Source organism: Neotamlana sargassicola (assembly GCF_020523965.1).
Lineage (GTDB): Bacteria > Bacteroidota > Bacteroidia > Flavobacteriales > Flavobacteriaceae > Neotamlana > Neotamlana sargassicola.
Genome location: NZ_JAJAPX010000005.1, coordinates 212,108 through 230,525, shown reverse-complemented (window position 1 = coordinate 230,525; position 18,418 = coordinate 212,108). Strand labels below are relative to the sequence as shown.

Genomic DNA, 18,418 nt, shown 5'->3' with positions numbered 1-18,418 from the left:
GTTTTACGATAAAACTTCTTGTACTTTATCTGCAGCTTCTTGGAATTCTGTAGCACTTAGTACCGCTAATCCAGAATTGTCAATTAATTCTTTTGCGATATCTGCATTTGTACCTTGTAAACGTACAATAATTGGCACTTCAATATTCCCCATGTTTTTGTAAGCATCAATAACACCTTGTGCCACACGATCGCAACGTACAATACCTCCAAAAATGTTAATTAAAATAGCTTTTACCGCAGGATCTTTTAATATAATTTTAAAAGCAGCTTCAACACGAGCAGCATCAGCAGTACCACCAACATCTAAAAAGTTTGCTGGCTCTCCACCTGCTTGCTTAATTAAATCCATGGTTCCCATTGCTAAACCAGCTCCGTTTACCATACAACCAACATTTCCATCTAAATCTACGTAGTTTAATCCTACTTCTTTAGCTTCAACTTCAATTGGGTTTTCTTCACGTAAATCTCTTAATGCTTCATAATCTTTATGACGATATAAAGCGTTATCATCTATAGTTACTTTAGCATCAACAGCTAAAATTTTATCATCACTAGTTTTTAAAACTGGGTTAATTTCGAATAAAGAAGAATCAGACTTTACGTAAGCTGTGTATAAAGACATCACGAATTTAGTCATTTCTTTAAATGCTAAACCAGATAAACCTAAGTTAAAGGCTACGCGTCTTGCTTGAAATGGTAACAAACCAACAGCAGGATCTACTTCTTCAGTAAAAATTAAATGTGGTGTTTCTTCGGCAACAGTTTCAATATCCATACCGCCTTCTGTAGAATACATAATCATGTTACGTCCTGTACCACGATTTAATAACACAGACATGTAAAATTCGTCTGGTTCGCTATCCCCTGGATAATATACATCTTCGGCAACTAATACTTGGTGCACACGCTTACCTTCGGCAGAAGTTTGAGGTGTAACTAAGTCCATTCCTATAATTTGTCCAGCAACTGTTTTAACTTCCTCTAAATTTTTAGCAAGTTTTACACCGCCACCTTTACCACGACCACCAGCATGTACTTGTGCTTTAATTACGTGCCAACCTGTTCCGGTTTCTTCTGTTAATTTTTTTGCAGCTTCTACTGCTTCGTCTGCGTTTTGGGCTACAATACCGCGTTGTACTCTCACGCCAAAACCTGCTAGTATATCTTTTCCTTGATACTCGTGTAAATTCATAATGACATTATATAGTTAAAGTATAGCAAATGTAAATAATAGGCTTTACTTACCCAATTTTAATGTTTAAAAATATTCTATAATTTTAATTTGTTAAATAATTAACTTTTTGTTTAATTTTAAAAATTTTCGATGTTTTTTATTTTTAATACCACTTAAAGGAATATATTTGCGCAAAATTAAAGTTATGACCAATACTCAATTACTAAAAGCTGTTGAAGAATTTGGCAGTCCTGTATATGTTTACGACGCCGAAAAAATTGAATTTCAATACAAAAGACTTACCAATGCCTTTAAAAGTGTAAAACACTTAAAAATAAGTTATGCGGTAAAGGCTTTATCAAACATATCCATTTTAAAGCTTTTAAATAGTTTAGGTTCTGGTATAGATACCGTTTCTATTCAAGAAGTACAATTGGGATTAGCTGCTGGTTTTAAACCAGAACAAATTATTTTTACACCAAATGGCGTTTCGTTAAGCGAAATTGAAGAAGCAGCAAAACTTGGAGTTAAAATTAATATAGATAACCTTGCTATTTTAGAGCAATTTGGTACTAAATACCCGAAAACACCGGTTTGTATTCGTATAAACCCTCATGTTATGGCTGGTGGAAACAGTAAAATTTCTGTAGGTCATATCGATTCTAAATTTGGTATTTCAATACACCAAATACCTCATATTTTACGTATTGTAGAAAATACTAAAATGACCATTAACGGTATACATATGCATACGGGAAGTGACATTTTAGATATTGAAGTATTTTTATACGCTAGTGAAATTTTATTTGAAACCGCAAAACAATTTAAAAATCTAGATTTCATAGATTTTGGTTCAGGATTTAAAGTACCTTATAAAGTAGGCGACATTGAAACTAATATTGAAGAGTTAGGTAAAAAACTATCAAAAAGATTTAACGATTTCTGTAAAGAATATGGTAAAGATTTAACTTTAGCCTTCGAACCTGGTAAATTTTTAGTTAGCGAAGCAGGTCACTTTTTAGTAAAAGCAAACGCTGTGAAACAGACTACATCTACCGTTTTTGCACAGGTAGATTCTGGTTTAAATCATTTAATACGCCCTATGTTTTACGGATCGCATCATGATATAAATAATATCTCGAACCCAGAAGGCAGAGAGCGTTTTTATACCGTAGTAGGCTATATTTGTGAAACCGATACCTTTGGTAGCAACCGCAGAATAAACGAAATTAACGAAGGTGATATTTTATGTTTTAAAAACGCAGGTGCTTATTGTTTTTCTATGGCGAGTAACTATAACTCTAGGTTTAGACCAGCCGAGGTACTTTGGTATAACAACCAATTACATTTAATTAGAGAGCGTGAAACTTTTGAAGATTTAACAAGAAATCAAGTAGAAGTAAATTTTACACCAAAAGCAGAAAAAACATTAGCTAAATAAGCTAGCCAACATATAATCTATTTATTAAAGACAGCTTTTATACGTCCTAACGTTAAAAGCGGTCTTTTTTATTTAAAATAAATCTAAATTTAGTCTGTTTAATAATAAAATCATCCTATTTTTGAGCTAAACACAATTTTTAATGGATTTTACAAACCCGCTGGTTTACGGCGTTCCTTGTTTTCTTGGTCTTATTCTTCTAGAGTTATCCTACAGCAAGCACCACAAAGAAAAAAAAGATTTATATAACTATAAAGATTTAGCTGCAAGCCTAAGCATGGGTATTGGCTCTGCAATTATTGCTCCACTAACCAAAACTATTGCAGCTATAGTCCTGTTTAATTTTGTTTACAACGTTTTTAACCCTGAAATTAATGGCGTTCGTACCAATATTATGGGTTACGAATCGTTTGGGTACGCTTGGTATGTATGGTTGCTTTGTCAACTCGCCGACGATTTTAGCTATTATTGGTTTCATCGTCAAAATCATAATGTTCGGGTACTTTGGGCCGCACATATTGTACACCATTCCTCCGATAATTTTAATTTAGGAACTGCCGTAAGAAACGGTTGGTTTACTGTGCTTTACAAACCGTTCTTCTATATGTGGATGCCCGCAGTTGGCTTTCCGCCAGAAATGATTATTGTGTGCTTGGGTATTGAATCTTTATGGCAATTTCAATTACATTCTGTATTTATTCCAAAACTAGGTTTTTTAGAAAAAATATTTAACACCCATACCATGCACCAAGTCCACCACGCCCAAAACTTTGAGTACATGGACAAAAACCACGGCGGATTTTTAAATATTTTCGATAAAATATTTGGCACCTGGAAAGAACTCGACGAAAATATCGATATAAAATATGGCGTTACACATCCGCCAAACTCCTACAACCCACTAGTAATTTTAACCCACGAGTATAAAGATATCTGGAACGACATGAAAAAGTCTAAAAACTGGTATCACAAATTTATGTACGCTTTTGCAGCACCCGGATGGAGTCACGATGGTAGTACACTTACCATAAAGCAACAGCGCAAGTTATTAGCGCAGCAAAAAAAAATAAATTAACACACCTTTTATTTACCTTTTAATAGAGCCTATTATATTAAATTGCCTTACATATTTTAAGTTTAAACGACTTTAATTTGCTAATAATCAATATGTTTAGTATTTTTAAAAAATTCCCTGAGTCTTTTTAATAATAGCTATAATTATAAAAAGACATTTATGATTCACTTAGAGTTTTTCTGTAATACCAAATTAGATTTTACAAGAGCTTCTCATTTTTCCTTTGGTTTACCTTAGTAAATTTTGGCAAAACGGAAAAATTAGAAAGTAAAACCAAATAGATTATTTAGAAAAATCCGATTCAAAAAATATCTTCTTTAAAAGTAACTCCTCCCTGTAACTTTTAATAACAATTTACGCAAAGTTAACAGCATGTAAAAAACATGCTTAAAACAATAATATACGAGCTACTGCCCTATTTAAATTTTATAGGTTTCACGTAATAATATACCTAAACCTGCATGATACAAATTTATTTGAGTTATCATTTCAAAAAGAAAAACCAACTTTAAACTATTATTAACCATAAATTCTATTACGATGAAAAAACTATCATTATTATTTGTATTCGCAATACTTAGTATTCAGCTTTCGGTTGCCCAAAAAAAATCAAACGGAACGGTTTATATTGATCATCCAGCTATAAAAATAGTTGAAGAAATGACTGAAGCTTTCGTTAAAGGAGACACAGCAAAAGTAGCAAGCTATTTGGCTGACGATTTTAAATCGTACAATGGATTAGACACCTCAACAAATCCTGAAGGACAAAATAAAGAATCGTTTTTAAAATCGGTTTTATTTTGGCATAATTCACTAGATTACTTTACAGTTACTCGAACAGAAGGCGCCTATCCTGATGCCATTGAATACAAAAAAAATAACGACAAAGATGTTGTTTGGGTGCAAACTTGGGAGGACATACGTGGCATTCACAAAAAAACAGGTGTAAAAATTGATATGTTCTCTCATAGATTACTTGTTGTTAATAAGGACAATAAAATACAAACAGAAATAGCATATTTTAACGAAAGTGTTTTCGACGAAATTGGGGATAGTTTTGTAAACCGCACCAACGGTACTATTTACAACCACCATGATAACATTAACACGGTAAGAAAAATGGTTTATGCCTTTGAAAAACAAGACTTCGATAAATCCTTATCATATTTTACAGATGATGCTAGATTTTACGATATAAATGCGCCATACGATAAATGGTTTACAAAAGCCGAAACCAAAACCAATTGGGAAAATTTTTTAAAGAAATTTACAATAGTTGGGATTGATATAGTAGGTTATCCCGATTATTTAGAATACGAAATGGGAGAAGGTCGTGATGTTTTATCGTGGTGGAAATTTAACCTTATTAGAAAATCCGACGATAAAAAAATTGAGCTTTTAATGCATTTAAATAATCGATTTGATGCTGATGGTAAAATAACGTCCATGAGCGAATATTACAGCAGTGCTTTACTTTATGCAAAATAAATATTTAATAAAAAACTAAAGGCTGTATAAAAACAAACCTATCTAACCCGAAAACCTAACTTTTATACAGCCTTGTGTTTACAATCGATTAAATAGAACATTTTTTATTACATTTAATCTCAAATTATTACAAACTAACTAATTTATAACATGAGTTTAGCAAAACACACCCGCATAGAATCAATAGATATTTTAAGAGGGGTAGTTATGGTAATTATGGCTTTAGACCATGTTAGAGATTATTTTCATTATGGTTCGTTTTTTTCTAATCCAACAGATTTAGAAACTACAACACCTTTTTTATTCTTTACACGATTTATTACACATTACTGTGCCCCTGTTTTTATTTTTTTAGCTGGAACTTCGGCTTATTTATATGGGGCTAAAAAAACAAAACCTCAGTTATTTAAGTTTTTAATAACGCGTGGGTTTTGGTTAATTATACTTGCTGTTATAGTTAATAATTTTCTTTGGAAATTCGATGTAACTTATAGCTTTATTATACTGCAAGTTATTTGGGCTATTGGTTTGTGCATGATTTTGCTCTCATTCGCCATTTATTTACCTATAAAATACATTTTGGTTATTGGATGCATTTTAGTTGTGGGACATAATGCCTTAGACGGCATAACCATGCAAGGTCATAGCTTTAAAGCTATTTTATGGTACATTTTACATCAGCAGCAATTTCTTAAAATAGGCGATACGTTTTTTGCATTCGCGTATCCCATTATTCCGTGGTTGGGCGTTATTTGCTTGGGGTATTGTTTTGGGCAGTTATATAAAAAAGATTTTAACATAAGCACTAGAAAAAAGTACTTACTAATACTTGGTACTGCTTCAATAATTGCGTTTTTTATAATTCGCGGACTCAATGTTTATGGCGATTTGGCGCCTTGGGAAGTGCAAGATACTACTGCAAAAACCATCATGTCGTTTTTTAAAGTGACTAAATACCCGCCATCTTTATGTTATTTGTTAATTACGCTAGGACCTGCGCTTTTATTTTTGTACGCTATAGAATCGGTTAAAAATAAAATAACCGACTTCTTTTTAGTTTTTGGTCGTGTACCCTTGTTTTACTACTTTTTGCATGTGCTATTAATTCACGTTTTAGCTATTGTTGGTATGCTTATTTTTGGCGGAAACTGGCAGAACATGATATTAACCGCTGATATATTTATGAACGCCAAACTTGCCAATTACGGGTATTCACTTTTTGTGGTGTATTGCGTTTGGGTTGGTGTTATTGCCCTACTCTATTTTCCGAGTAAAACATACATGCTTTATAAAGCGAAAAACAAAGATAAATGGTGGCTAAGCTATTTGTAGAAATCACGCCTTTCCTGAAGTAAAATCAATAATTGATGCTTTAGGTTTTATATTAATAAATTCACTTTCATACAAACACATCAATTTGTGATTTGAATCGATTCATTAAGTTACTAATCAATTAGTTTACAACTAAAAAAGTTCGGTTACTAGCATAACCGAACTTTATATTTCTAACTAACGCCCTAAAGCATACTTTGCTCCTATGGCACAATTTTTAAAAAATTGACTTAGTTTATCGTTTCTTGCTCAACAGTATTGCTCGCGCTTGTATTGGCATGCTTCTGGATAGTTTGCTTATTTCTAAAAGCATCAATAATTTTATTTTTTGCTATGGTGTATAGGTACGATTTTGCCTTTTCTACAGGCACTTTACTACAGTTTTTCCATAGTGTTATGTAGGCCTCTTGCACAGCATCTTCTGCAAGTTGTTTATCATGATAATTAAACACTAAAAAATTAAATATGGCTTTTGAGTGTTTATTAAAAGTAGTATTAAAAGTAAATTCTTCACAAATGGATTGACTTGTGAATGATTTGGTTGAATTCATTTATTTTTTATTAAAGCAAATATGAGTTTGATTTAAACACTTTTATGTTACAAAAAATACAGTGTTTAATATGAAACGGATGTAAACTAAAAAACCCTCTAAAAAAACTTTTTTATTTACAATTTGTAATGAATTGCTTTTCTAATCGTTTACTTTTCCTTGAAAAACACTCACTTTAGAGCTAAATGGATTTCCTGAAGCACGGCGCAACGTAACTAATTGTCCGCAATGCCACATGGCATCAGCAATTGGGCCATTAATTATATTCCAAAACGGAAACCTATCATTATCGTAAACCGAAAGATCTTCAGAAGCTCTTAAAATATCTGAAGCCATTTTTATATTCAGAAGCGCTTGACTTCGCATAGCTTGGTAAGTTTTTAGCTTACTAATATCAACCAATTCATCAGAAGTAATATTTTTTAAAATAAAAACAGAAAGCGATAAAATATGCTCAATGGTTTCTAAACTTGTTCGTCCTGTTTCTGAAGCTTTGTAATTTAAATCTTCGGAGCGTAAACCTTCGCTTGCCCAATAAAACCTAAATCCTAAACCGTCTACTATTCGTGAAGCTACTGAGCCAGCAGTGTATTGTTCGGCTGCTTCTGGTATTTGGTAATAAGGTAATTGTGTATTGCTTTGTGCCAAAATATGTAATGTAAAAAATAAAAAAGCAACTGTAAGGAGTTGCTTTTTTATTAAAATTCGTTTATTTCTTAATTTCACTGGTTTTAGTTATTGGGTTTACCCCGTATTTGTCGAATAAATATACCAATGCTGTCATGGTGGCAGCACCAAGTTCTAATTCGCGTTTGTTAATCGCATCGAAAGTATCGTTACTTGCATGATGATGATCGAAGTATCGTTGGGAATCTGGACGCAAACCACACAATACATTACTTTCGGTTTTTAAAGGACCAACGTCGGCACCACTTCCACCCTTTTCAAAAAAGTGAATTAAGTATGGCTTAAACAAAGCTTGCCAACTTAATACTTGCTCGAATGCCGCATCTGTACAATCGAAACTAAACCCTCGAGGTGTAAAACCTCCAGCATCGCTTTCTAATGCAAAAATGTGATTTTCTCCTTTTTGTTTAGCCACTTCTGCATATTTTTTGCCACCACGTAATCCGTTTTCTTCATTCATAAATAACACGACACGAATGCTGCGTTTTGGTTTTATTCCAGATTCTTTTAATAAACGCAACACATCCATGGATTGTACAACGCCTGCACCATCGTCGTGGGAGCCATCGCCTAAATCCCAAGAATCTAAATGCCCGCCAACAATCATGTATTCGTTAGGGAATTCACTTCCTGTAATTTCACCAATAACATTATAAGACTGCACATCGGCCAACTGTTTACAACTTTGTTTAAAGTAAAATTTAATATCCTTATTTAGTTTAAGCATTGCGCTTAATAATTCGGCATCGTTAGTACTTATAGCTGCAGAAGGTATTCGTTTCTCTACTGGTAAATCGCCGTAAGTCATGCTACCAGTGTGTGGTAAATCGTCTAGCCTTAAATTCATAGAACGTACAATTACACCAATAGCTCCATATTTTGAAGCTTCTAGCGCTCCTTTGTAACGTTGATTAACACAACCGCCATACGCTTGAAAGGTTTGTATAAGTTCGGCTTCCATTGGGCGGTTGTAAAATACAATTTTGCCTTCTACGTTTTCCTTTCCTAAAGCTTCTAATTCTTCGAAGTTTTTTACTTCAACTACATGTGCTTTTAAGCCCAAAGCAGGTGTTGCTACCGAGCCACCTAACGCACAAATATTTACATTATTTGTTTTTCCTGGTTCGCTTTCAATAAATGCAAATTCTTTTGCACCTCGAATCCAGCGCGGAACCATTACGGGTTGCAACCAAACTTTGTCTAATCCTAACTTTTCTAGTTCTTCTTTGGTATAAGCTACGGCTTTTTCTGCGCCTAAAGAACCAGATAAGCGACTGCCTATTTGGTTGGAGAGATGGTTTAACCAATCGTAACTTTTACCGTTAGTTAACGATTGTGTGAATATAGTTCGTAATGCGGCCTCGTCTGCGGTTTGCGAAAAACCAATAATCGATGCTAATAATGCTGCTAAAAGAGTGATTTTTTTCATTGTAACATATTAAGACTTTAAAAATAGTATTTCTGTGAAATTTTAAAAACCCCTTTACCTATAAAATTGTGTTAACAGTTTGTTTGTGTAACACGAACTTGCGCTAACGATTGTAGCGGCATCCTTTATGTAAAATTTTAAACCAGAGAAAATTGCTTTAACGCAAAACTTTGTTTTAACTAACTGGTTTTAATTTTTTAAACCTAAGTTTTACATAAAGATATAGCGGAAAGCGTGTTTAAGCGCCCAAAAACTACTCGCTACTAAGTTGTTTTTTGTAAGCTTCGAGGTTTTCTTTTATATCGTCGTCTAGCTCTGGCTCTACAATATCGGTGTATTTCATGAGCTCGTCGTAAATAGTTTTTGCCACTATGTAACGGGCAGAAGGTTTATCGTCTGCAGGCACAACATACCAAGGCGCATGAGGTTTCGAGGTTTTATTTATAGCGTCCTGATAACAATCTTGATAAGCATCCCAAAGTTTGCGCTCTTTTAAATCGCTTGGTGAAAATTTCCAGTTTTTTTCCTGCTTTTCTAGGCGACGAATAAGTCGGTTTTTTTGCTCTCCTTTTGATAAGTTTAAAAAGAATTTGAAAATGATGGTGCCGTTTTGAGCAATATGCTTTTCGAAATTATTTATTTGCTCGAATCGTTTGTTCCAAAAAGCATCGTTAACATCGTTTACCGAATTTACATCGGGCAAATTCTCGCCTAAAATATATTCTGGATGCACGCGTGTTACTAACACATTTTCGTAGTGTGTGCGGTTAAAAATTCCGAATTTACCCCGTGAAGGCAAGGCAATATAATGCCTCCATAGATAATCGTGGTCGCGCTCTAAATCGGTTGGTACTTTAAAACTTTGCACCTCTACGCCACGAACATTAAACTCTTTAAACACTTCGCGAATTAAGCTATCTTTTCCTGCGGTGTCCATGCCTTGTAAACACACTAAAACCGCATATTTGTTGTGGGCATACATGGTATTTTGCCATTCGCCAAGATCTTTACGAACCTTTTTTAGTTTTTTCTTGGCATCTGGAATAACAACTTTTGAAGCAAAATCTTTTAAATTGATGCGTTTAGTAACCTTGTAATTATCGTGTTCCATTTACATAAAAATTTTGTGTTATTTACTGGCAAATGCCTTGACATCTTGCTCACTTACTTCGTCGCCGCCTAAAATAATTAAACGTTCTACGACGTTTCGTAACTCACGAATATTTCCTGTCCAATCGTAATCTTGAAGCAATTTTATAGCTTTATCTGAAAATGATTTTTTTGCAGTTCCTTGCTCTGAAGCTATTTTAGCCGAAAAGTGCTTTACCAATAACGGAATATCGTCTCGCCTATCGTTTAAAGCTGGTACTTTTATTAAAATTACGGCTAAACGATGATATAAATCTTCGCGGAATTTACCATCTTCAATTTCCTTTTTAAGATTTTTATTTGTAGCAGCTACAACGCGCACATTTACTTTAATATCTTTATCGCTACCTACACGTTGAATGCGGCTTTCTTGCAAGGCTCTTAAAACTTTGGCTTGAGCCGAAAGGCTCATATCGCCGATTTCATCTAAAAAAATGGTTCCGCCATTGGCTGCTTCAAACTTACCAGCTCTATCTTTGTTGGCACTTGTAAAAGCGCCTTTAACATGACCGAATAATTCGCTTTCTATAAGTTCTGATGGAATTGCGGCACAATTTACCTCAATCATTGGGCCTTTTGCACGATCGCTTTTTTGGTGTAACCAGTGCGCTACCAACTCTTTACCAGTACCGTTAGGCCCTGTTACTAATACCCGAGCATCGGTTGGCGCCACCTTATCGATCATGTCTTTTATTTTAGAAATTTCAGGACTCTCTCCTATCATTTCGTATTTCTTGCTTACTTTTTTCTTAAGAATTTTGTTTTCTACAACCAATTCCTTTCTATCTAAAGCATTGCGTACTGTATTTAATAAACGGTTTAAATCGGGTGGTTTCGAAATATAATCGAACGCGCCTAAACGCATGGTATTTACTGCTGTATCTAAATCGCCATGACCCGAAATCATAACAAAAGGGATTTCTGGTTTTATTTTTTTGGTAGCTTCGAGCACTTCAACACCATCCATTTTTGGCATTTTTATATCGCAAAGTACCAAATCGAAATCGTCGCTTTTTATTTTATCGATGCCAGCAAGACCGTCTTCGGCTTCTTCTACTTTGTAAGTATCGTTTTCTTCTGAAAGAATTTTTACTAACACGCGGCGAATTGCTGCTTCATCTTCTATTACTAATATTTTTGGCATTTTAAAATTTATATTTAATTCCTGTTCTTAAGTAGAACGCATTTCTATCGTCTAATTTATAAATTTCCTCTCTATTTTCGTTTCTGAGTACGTTATTTAACCTAAAAGAATATCCAGAATACATATATCCCATAATATGTTCTGTAAAAAAGTATTGGTAACCAGCACCACCAACAATTACGGATAATGATATATGATCTACCTCTTGCTCATTAACTATAGTTGGTCTTTGCAAATGTGCTAAGTAGCCATCGAGACCTACAAAGGACAATAATACATTTTTGTTGTTAATATTGTATTTTAAACTAGATTTTGGAACCCCTAAATTATATTCCCAATATTGGTTTATCTCTCTGGTGTAACTAATAAAAGGCAATGGAAATGGTAATCCTGTGGTAGCATTATAGGTTAAACCCAATACTAAGCGGTAAGGGTGTATTAAACTTGTATCGTCCATTCTGTCTGTTACAAAATAAACACCTCCGTTAATAAAAATATCGTCGTTTGTTATACTTCTAGTTAATGTAGAAGCTATTCTTGGATTAATTTTAAATCCAAAACGCCATTTTTCGTTCCATTTAAATGTGTAACCTAAATTAAAATCAATTATATGAATTGTATTTAACCCCGAAGTTTCGAAAGGATAAGTATCTTCTAAATTTAATATTACTCGGTTATACTCTGCCCCAAAAACTAAATAATCGCTTTCTTTTATTTTTATTGGGTAATTAAATAATGCTCGTAACCTTGTATATTGATCTTCAGATTTCGATTTTGGAATAAACGAGTACTCCAACCTAAATAAATCGGTAAGTTGCGCATTAACTTTAAACACAGCAAAGTATATTAAAATTAGAACGCAAATCGATTTATATCGCATAAAGTAAACGGGGAAATTAAGAATTAGCTTTAAAAACATGAACATCTCTTTGAGGAAAAGGAATGCTAATATTATGTTCTCTAAAAAGTTTGTCTATTTCGAACCTAATATCGCTTTTTGTAAAGCCTGCTTTAAAACTATCTTGTACGGTAAACACTAATTTAAAGTTTAATGAGCTATCTGCAAATTCGGTAAACAATACCGATGGCTCTGGTGCACTTAATACATCGGGATGTGTACTTGCCGCTTGTAATAATAACTTTTTTACAAGCTCTAAATCGCTACCATAGGCAACACCTACAGATACAGACTCACGTGTAATGGCACCATTTTGGGTCCAGTTAAACAAACTTTTTTCTAAATATAAGTGATTGGGTATTACCAAAACACGATTATCTATGGTTACAGCTCGAGTTGTTCGCAATTTAATTTCTTCTATTCTTCCAATTTTTCCATCTAATTCAATAACATCTCCAACATGAACACTTTGATCTATTAAAATAAAAATACCCGAGATTATATCTTGAAACAAGGTTTGCAATGCTAACCCCACACCTATTAATAACGCGGCAGATGCTGCAAAAATTGCCGTAACATTAAAACCTATTGAATCTAAAACTACAAGTAAAACAATAATGTAAATTATCCAACGTGAAAAAGAGAATACGGTATTAAACTTAACTTTATCTTCTTTAGGCATTTTACGCGTTATAAGCTTTTTAAACACCCGTAAAAAATAAGTTGTAACAACAAGAACTATAGAAACCAGTAAAACATATTTTACCCTAAGCACGATAGCATGCGCATCTTCGCCAGTACCATAAGTAAAATCTAAAAGTTTAAACTCTAAAAAGTTTACAAATTTTTCCCAGGCACTACTTTCGGTTATGGTGTCTTCTATTTTTTCTAAATCTTGAATCATATTAATACTTAATCCACTTTATAAGCTCTTTATAACTTGGTTTTTTGCCATACATTAAAATACCAACACGATAAATTTTTGCGGCAAACCAAACAGTAAATAAAAACGTTGCCACTAAAATTAATAAGGATATTAATTGCTGCCAAACAGGAACACCAAAAGGTATACGCATAAGCATAACTACCGGTGACGTTAACGGAATATATGAAAAAACTGTTGAAACAGTGCCATGAGGATCTTCAATAACGGTAAATATACCAATGTAAACAGCCAAAATTAAAGGCATTATAATAGGCAACATAAATTGTTGCGTATCGGTTTCATTATCTACAGCTGCACCAATAGCAGCATACAGCGAACTATACAATAAATAACCGCCAACAAAAAACAACACAAAAGCTACTATTAAATTGGTAATTGGTAAATTATAAAAAGCCTCCAATATATTTTGTACTTGTGCATTAATTTCGGGGGTAGCAACGGCTTGTTCTACCATTTGCTGTTGCGGTGTTTGTACCTCAATACCAAAAACAAGCGACACTATTGTTAACAAAATACTACCTAAAATAAGCCAAATTACAAACTGCGTAATACCTGCTAACGATGTTCCGATTATTTTACCAAGTAAAAGTTGAATTGGTTTTACAGATGAAATAATAACTTCTATTATACGACTTGTTTTTTCTTCAATAACACTTCGCATAATCATATTACCATAAATAATAATAAACATAAACAGCAAATACCCAGCTGCACCGCCAAAAATAAGTTTTACAACACTATCTATTTTTGATGTTTTTTCTCCATCGAAACTTTCTTGTGCCATATTTATTTTTATCTGAGCGGCATTTATGGTATCGACATTTACACCTTTTTCTTTAAGATTTTTTGCGGTTAATGCTTTTTCTAATTTTCCTTCGATATCTGAAACTAAACTCAGCGAGGGAGACTCTTCGGAATAAAATTTAATATAATTTGAAGCTTCCTCTAAATTATTGAAACGCTCAATATGCAGTAAACCACTAGAATTTGCTTCTTTTGTTAAGACTTTAGCGTCGTTTAACGACATGCCTGTTAAAATATTATAGCTTGTTTTCTCTGAATTTTTAAACGTATTATTTAATAAACCAGATTCGTCTAGCACTGTAATAACTCTAACTTTGTCGTTATTTATTTGCGATAAATAGGCAACAACACATACTAAAATTATCATTATAACTGGACTTAAAACAGACATGATAATAAACGCTTTATTTCGTACCTTATTTAAGTATTCGCGCTTTATAATAAGAGGTAAATGATTCATATTTTAGTTATTACTCTTTACAGTTTGAATAAAAATTTCGTTTACACTTGGAATTAATTCTACAAAATGAGACACTTCGGCTTTACTAGTTAAATAGTTTAGCAAATCGTTAGGTTTATCGACATGGTTTAACTTAATATTTAACTTTAATTCGTTGTCTAAGGTTTTAAAATAAGCGGTTGATATAGAAAATTTGTCGGCTATTTCTTGTTCTAACTTAGCATTATTATCTGTTCTTAAACCCACTTCGAAAGTATTGCTTTTGTATTGGCGTTTTACTTCGGTAAGTTTACCATCAAGAATTTTATTCGATTTATTAATTAAGGCAATATCGTCGCATAATTCTTCAACAGATTCCATTCTGTGCGTAGAAAAAATTACAGTAGCTCCTTTTTCTCTGAGGTATAAAATTTCATCCTTTATTAAATTGGCATTAATTGGATCGAACCCCGAAAAAGGCTCATCGAAAATTAACAATTTTGGTTCGTGCAACACGGTTACCACAAATTGAACTTTTTGTGCCATTCCTTTCGATAATTCTTGGATTTTCTTGTTCCACCAATCTCCAATTTCTAACCTATCGAACCAATATTTTAGTCGTTGTTTAGCTTCGGTTTTGGTTAAGCCTTTTAGTTGTGCTAAATACAACGCTTGCTCACCCACTTTCATTGATTTATATAAGCCGCGTTCTTCTGGCAAATAGCCAATATCTTTTATATGTTTTTCTTGAAGTGTTTCGCCATCTAAGAATACCGAGCCAGTATCTGGCATTGTAATTTGATTAATAACGCGAATTAAAGTGGTTTTACCAGCGCCATTAGGACCTAACAAACCAAAAATACTACCTTTTGGTACTGCCAACGATACATTATTTAAAGCTGTAAAACTGCCAAAATTTTTTGAAACGTTATTAACTTCTAATAAGTTAGTCATTTAGTTATTTTATTTACTTAAAACGTGTGTAAATATATTAAATGTTAATAGCATAGCTAATTTAAACGCAAAAGATATTAGCCATTTACTATAAAAACAAAACCCACCCTTAATAAATTAAGGATGGGAAAAAAATTGCTATGAAAAAGAAAAATTATCACTAAATTAATTAGTGATAGCCAAATATACCTATTTTTTTATTACGAAACTCAAAATTCAATCATAACTTTTAACATTTATAATAAAAAAAACCGCAATTTTCTTGCGGTTTTTTAAAATTATATAAAAGTTTCATTAAGAAAACATATCCTTTACTTTTTCAAAAAAAGACTTATCTGAACTTTCTGGCTTTGGCTCGAAATGCTCGTCTGCCAACATGCCTTCGAAAAATTCTTTTTGCTTTTTATTAAGCGTTTTTGGTGTCCATACATTTACATGAACTAATAAATCACCTGATCCGTAACCGTTTATACTTGGAATTCCTTTTCCGCGTAAGCGTAAAATTTTACCCGATTGCACACCAGCATCAATTGGTATACGTACTTTACCAGTAACTGTATTTATTTCTTTTGAAGTTCCTAAAACGGCTTCTGGGAAACTAATGTATAAGTCGTAGTGTAAATTATCGCCTTCACGTTGTAATTTATCGTGTGCTTCTTCTTCTATTACAACAATTAAATCTCCCGAAATACCATTTCCAGGTGCTTCATTTCCTTTACCAGCAACTTTAAGCTGCATTCCATCAACCACACCTGCTGGTATTTTAATAGATACCGTTTCTTCTGATACTTTTAAACCTTGAGCATCGGCATCGGCTGGTTTTTTATCGATAGTTTGTCCAGAACCACCACAAACGTTACATGGAGATGCAGTTTGCATTCTACCTAAAATAGTATTTGCAATTCTGGTAACCTGTCCAGTTCCGTTACAAGTAGAACAAGTTTTATAACTTACACCTGGTGCTTGGATTTTACGTTTTACTTTTATTTTTTTCTCAATGCCATTGGCTATTTCTTCTAGTGTAAGCTTTACACGAATGCGCAAATTACTTCCTTTTACACGACGTTGGCCTCCGCCACCGCCAAAGCCAGAAAAACCACCAAAACCGCCGCCGCCGAAAATGTCGCCAAATTGACTGAATATATCATCCATATTCATGCCGCCGCCGCCGCCGCCAAAGCCACCTTCGAAAGCTTGGTGACCAAATTGGTCGTAACGCGCTTTTTTATCGGCATCGCTTAACACTTCGTATGCCTCGGCTGCTTCTTTAAATTTAGCTTCGGCTTCTTTATTGTCTGGATTTTTATCGGGGTGAAATTCGATTGCTTTTTTACGGTAAGCCTTTTTAATTTCGGCTGCCGATGCACCTTTACTAACTCCTAATATTTCGTAATAATCTCTCTTCGCCATGTTTTTGGTTTATTGTCCTATGACCACTTTTGGGAAACGAATTACTTTTTCGCCTAATTTGTAACCCTTTTCAATAACATCTATTATTTTACCTTTTAAATCGTCGGTTGGCGCAGGAATTTGCGTTACAGCCTCATGATTATCGGCATTAAACGTCTCGCCTTTTTCTACAGCAATAGCTTTTAATCCTTTTTGCTCTAGCGTATTTACCATTTTTTGATAAATTAATAACACCCCTTTTCTTAACTCTTCTGCTTCTTTATCTTCTTCAATATGAGTTAAGGCGCGCTCGAAATCATCTAAAATTGGTAACAAGGTTTTCATAACCCCTTCGCTAGCCGTAGAAAATAACTCAATACGTTCTTTTGATGTTCGTTTTTTATAATTTTCGAATTCTGCAAATAAGCGTAAAAACTTATTTTTTTCTTCCTGCAATTCTTCTTGTAGTTTTTCTTCTACTGTTAATTCTTCAATTTGCTGCTCTTGGCTTTCAACAGTTTCAGTTTCAGCAGTATTCACAGCTTCATTTTCTAAATCTTCGTTTATATCTTTTTTGCTCATTGCTAAACTTATTTTTTATACTAAAATAGGTTCGCAAAAGTACTGCCATTATTATTAAAATGCCATAATGTCATCATATTTTTTAACAAAACTTTTATTTTTAAGATTTCTTAATGAAGAATCCGTTTGGTAATTTTACTGGATAACAAAAATAAACCTAAAAATGAAAAAAAATCTATTAAGTATTTTATGTGTTTCAGTTTTAACGCTAAGCCTTTTTTCGTGTAAAGAAAAAGCAAAAGAAGCAACAACGTCTGAGGCAGAAACTGTTGCCGTTGTAGAAGCAGAAGCAACCAAATACACCGTAAATACAGAAGCCTCGAGCATTGCTTGGAAAGGTTTTAAACCTACAGACGAACATTTTGGAACTATTGGATTAAAAAGCGGTTCAATTAGTACAACAGATGGAACAATTACCGCTGGTAGCTTTGTAATTGATATGGGATCGATTGTTGTATTGGATATTCCTGCTGACGAAAAAGGTAATGCCAAATTAGTTAGCCATTTATCGAATGACGATTTTTTTGATGTTGAAAAATTCCCTACTGCTACTTTCGAGATTACTGGTGTAACCGAAAGCGAAGGTAAAACGTTACTTTCTGGTAACTTAACTTTAAAGGAAGCAACTAATAATGTTACTTTCCCTGTTTCGACAACTACTGAGGGTGATACTATTACTTTAGAAAGTGAAACCTTTACAATAGATAGAACTAAGTGGAATGTACGTTACGGATCTAAATCTCTTTTTGATAATTTAGGTGATAAATTTATTAATGATGATATTGAATTAAAAGTAACGTTAAAAGCTACGAAATAATTTAAATCTTCTTTTTAGTAGGAAGAAGTTATTATCTCGATTAGTGCTTGCAGTAACATATTATAGTGCGTTATAACTAACGACATTGTTACCTCAAGTATTAATCGAGATTTTTTT

17 protein-coding genes are annotated in these 18,418 nt (G+C 33.4%); 5 read left to right on the top strand and 12 right to left on the bottom strand.

The features are described 5' to 3' along the window. Positions 1-3: 3 nt before the first annotated feature. On the bottom strand, positions 4-1,194 hold the full coding sequence (sucC, locus tag LG651_RS12960) for an ADP-forming succinate--CoA ligase subunit beta (protein ID WP_044633335.1): 1,191 nt from the start codon (positions 1,192-1,194) through the stop codon (positions 4-6). A 187-nt stretch (positions 1,195-1,381) separates the two neighbouring features. Here sucC and lysA point away from each other — a divergent pair, with 187 nt between their 5' ends. From lysA to LG651_RS12940, 4 genes are all read left to right on the top strand, one after another. After that, the gene (gene lysA / locus LG651_RS12955; RefSeq protein WP_226696541.1) at positions 1,382-2,617 is read left to right on the top strand and encodes a diaminopimelate decarboxylase; all 1,236 of its coding nucleotides are present in this window, start codon (positions 1,382-1,384) and stop codon (positions 2,615-2,617) included. A gap of 142 nt (positions 2,618-2,759) precedes the next feature. Then, positions 2,760-3,692: a sterol desaturase family protein gene (locus LG651_RS12950; RefSeq protein ID WP_226696540.1), complete on the top strand. Its 933-nt coding sequence runs from the start codon at positions 2,760-2,762 to the stop codon at positions 3,690-3,692. Positions 3,693-4,232: 540 nt separating this feature from the next. Then, positions 4,233-5,180, top strand: a complete 948-nt coding sequence (locus tag LG651_RS12945) for a nuclear transport factor 2 family protein (protein WP_226696539.1) — start codon at positions 4,233-4,235, stop codon at positions 5,178-5,180. Positions 5,181-5,330: 150 nt separating this feature from the next. Then, positions 5,331-6,512, top strand: a complete 1,182-nt coding sequence (locus tag LG651_RS12940; RefSeq protein ID WP_226696538.1) for a DUF1624 domain-containing protein — start codon at positions 5,331-5,333, stop codon at positions 6,510-6,512. 230 nt (positions 6,513-6,742) lie between these two features. Here the strand turns inward: LG651_RS12940 and LG651_RS12935 are convergent, their stop codons facing one another. The 11 genes from LG651_RS12935 to LG651_RS12885 form a co-directional block, all read right to left on the bottom strand. Next, positions 6,743-7,063: an RNA polymerase sigma factor gene (locus tag LG651_RS12935; RefSeq protein WP_226696537.1), complete on the bottom strand. Its 321-nt coding sequence runs from the start codon at positions 7,061-7,063 to the stop codon at positions 6,743-6,745. A gap of 141 nt (positions 7,064-7,204) precedes the next feature. After that, positions 7,205-7,789, bottom strand: coding sequence for a hypothetical protein (locus LG651_RS12930; protein WP_226696536.1), 585 nt, complete (start codon positions 7,787-7,789; stop codon positions 7,205-7,207). Further along, positions 7,773-9,179, bottom strand: a complete 1,407-nt coding sequence (locus tag LG651_RS12925; protein ID WP_226696535.1) for a M20/M25/M40 family metallo-hydrolase — start codon at positions 9,177-9,179, stop codon at positions 7,773-7,775. Before LG651_RS12925 ends, LG651_RS12930 begins: the two co-directional genes overlap by 17 nt. Before the next feature lie 253 nt (positions 9,180-9,432). Beyond that, positions 9,433-10,290: a PPK2 family polyphosphate kinase gene (locus LG651_RS12920; RefSeq protein ID WP_226696534.1), complete on the bottom strand. Its 858-nt coding sequence runs from the start codon at positions 10,288-10,290 to the stop codon at positions 9,433-9,435. Between the two features lie 18 nt (positions 10,291-10,308). Continuing rightward, positions 10,309-11,472 carry a sigma-54-dependent transcriptional regulator gene (locus tag LG651_RS12915; RefSeq protein WP_226696533.1) on the bottom strand — a complete coding sequence of 388 codons (1,164 nt, stop codon included), beginning with the start codon at positions 11,470-11,472 and terminating at the stop codon, positions 10,309-10,311. A gap of 1 nt (position 11,473) precedes the next feature. Further along, positions 11,474-12,307, bottom strand: coding sequence for a DUF6268 family outer membrane beta-barrel protein (locus LG651_RS12910; protein ID WP_226696532.1), 834 nt, complete (start codon positions 12,305-12,307; stop codon positions 11,474-11,476). Between the two features lie 61 nt (positions 12,308-12,368). Then, entirely contained in the window at positions 12,369-13,274 is a 906-nt protein-coding gene (locus tag LG651_RS12905; protein ID WP_226696531.1) for a mechanosensitive ion channel family protein, read from the bottom strand. Between the two features lies 1 nt (position 13,275). Continuing rightward, complete coding sequence (locus tag LG651_RS12900) at positions 13,276-14,580, bottom strand: ABC transporter permease (protein ID WP_226696530.1); 1,305 nt, start codon at positions 14,578-14,580, stop codon at positions 13,276-13,278. A 3-nt stretch (positions 14,581-14,583) separates the two neighbouring features. Next, a complete protein-coding gene (locus LG651_RS12895; RefSeq protein WP_226696529.1) occupies positions 14,584-15,513 on the bottom strand; it encodes an ABC transporter ATP-binding protein in 930 nt (309 codons plus the stop codon). A 294-nt stretch (positions 15,514-15,807) separates the two neighbouring features. Next, positions 15,808-16,923 (bottom strand): molecular chaperone DnaJ, encoded by a 1,116-nt coding sequence (dnaJ, locus tag LG651_RS12890; RefSeq protein ID WP_226696528.1) that lies wholly within the window; start codon positions 16,921-16,923, stop codon positions 15,808-15,810. 9 nt (positions 16,924-16,932) lie between these two features. Then, positions 16,933-17,484: a nucleotide exchange factor GrpE gene (locus tag LG651_RS12885; RefSeq protein WP_226696527.1), complete on the bottom strand. Its 552-nt coding sequence runs from the start codon at positions 17,482-17,484 to the stop codon at positions 16,933-16,935. 163 nt (positions 17,485-17,647) lie between these two features. Between LG651_RS12885 and LG651_RS12880 the strand changes: the two genes are divergently transcribed. Beyond that, on the top strand, positions 17,648-18,301 hold the full coding sequence (locus LG651_RS12880; RefSeq protein ID WP_226696526.1) for a YceI family protein: 654 nt from the start codon (positions 17,648-17,650) through the stop codon (positions 18,299-18,301). Positions 18,302-18,418: the final 117 nt, after the last annotated feature.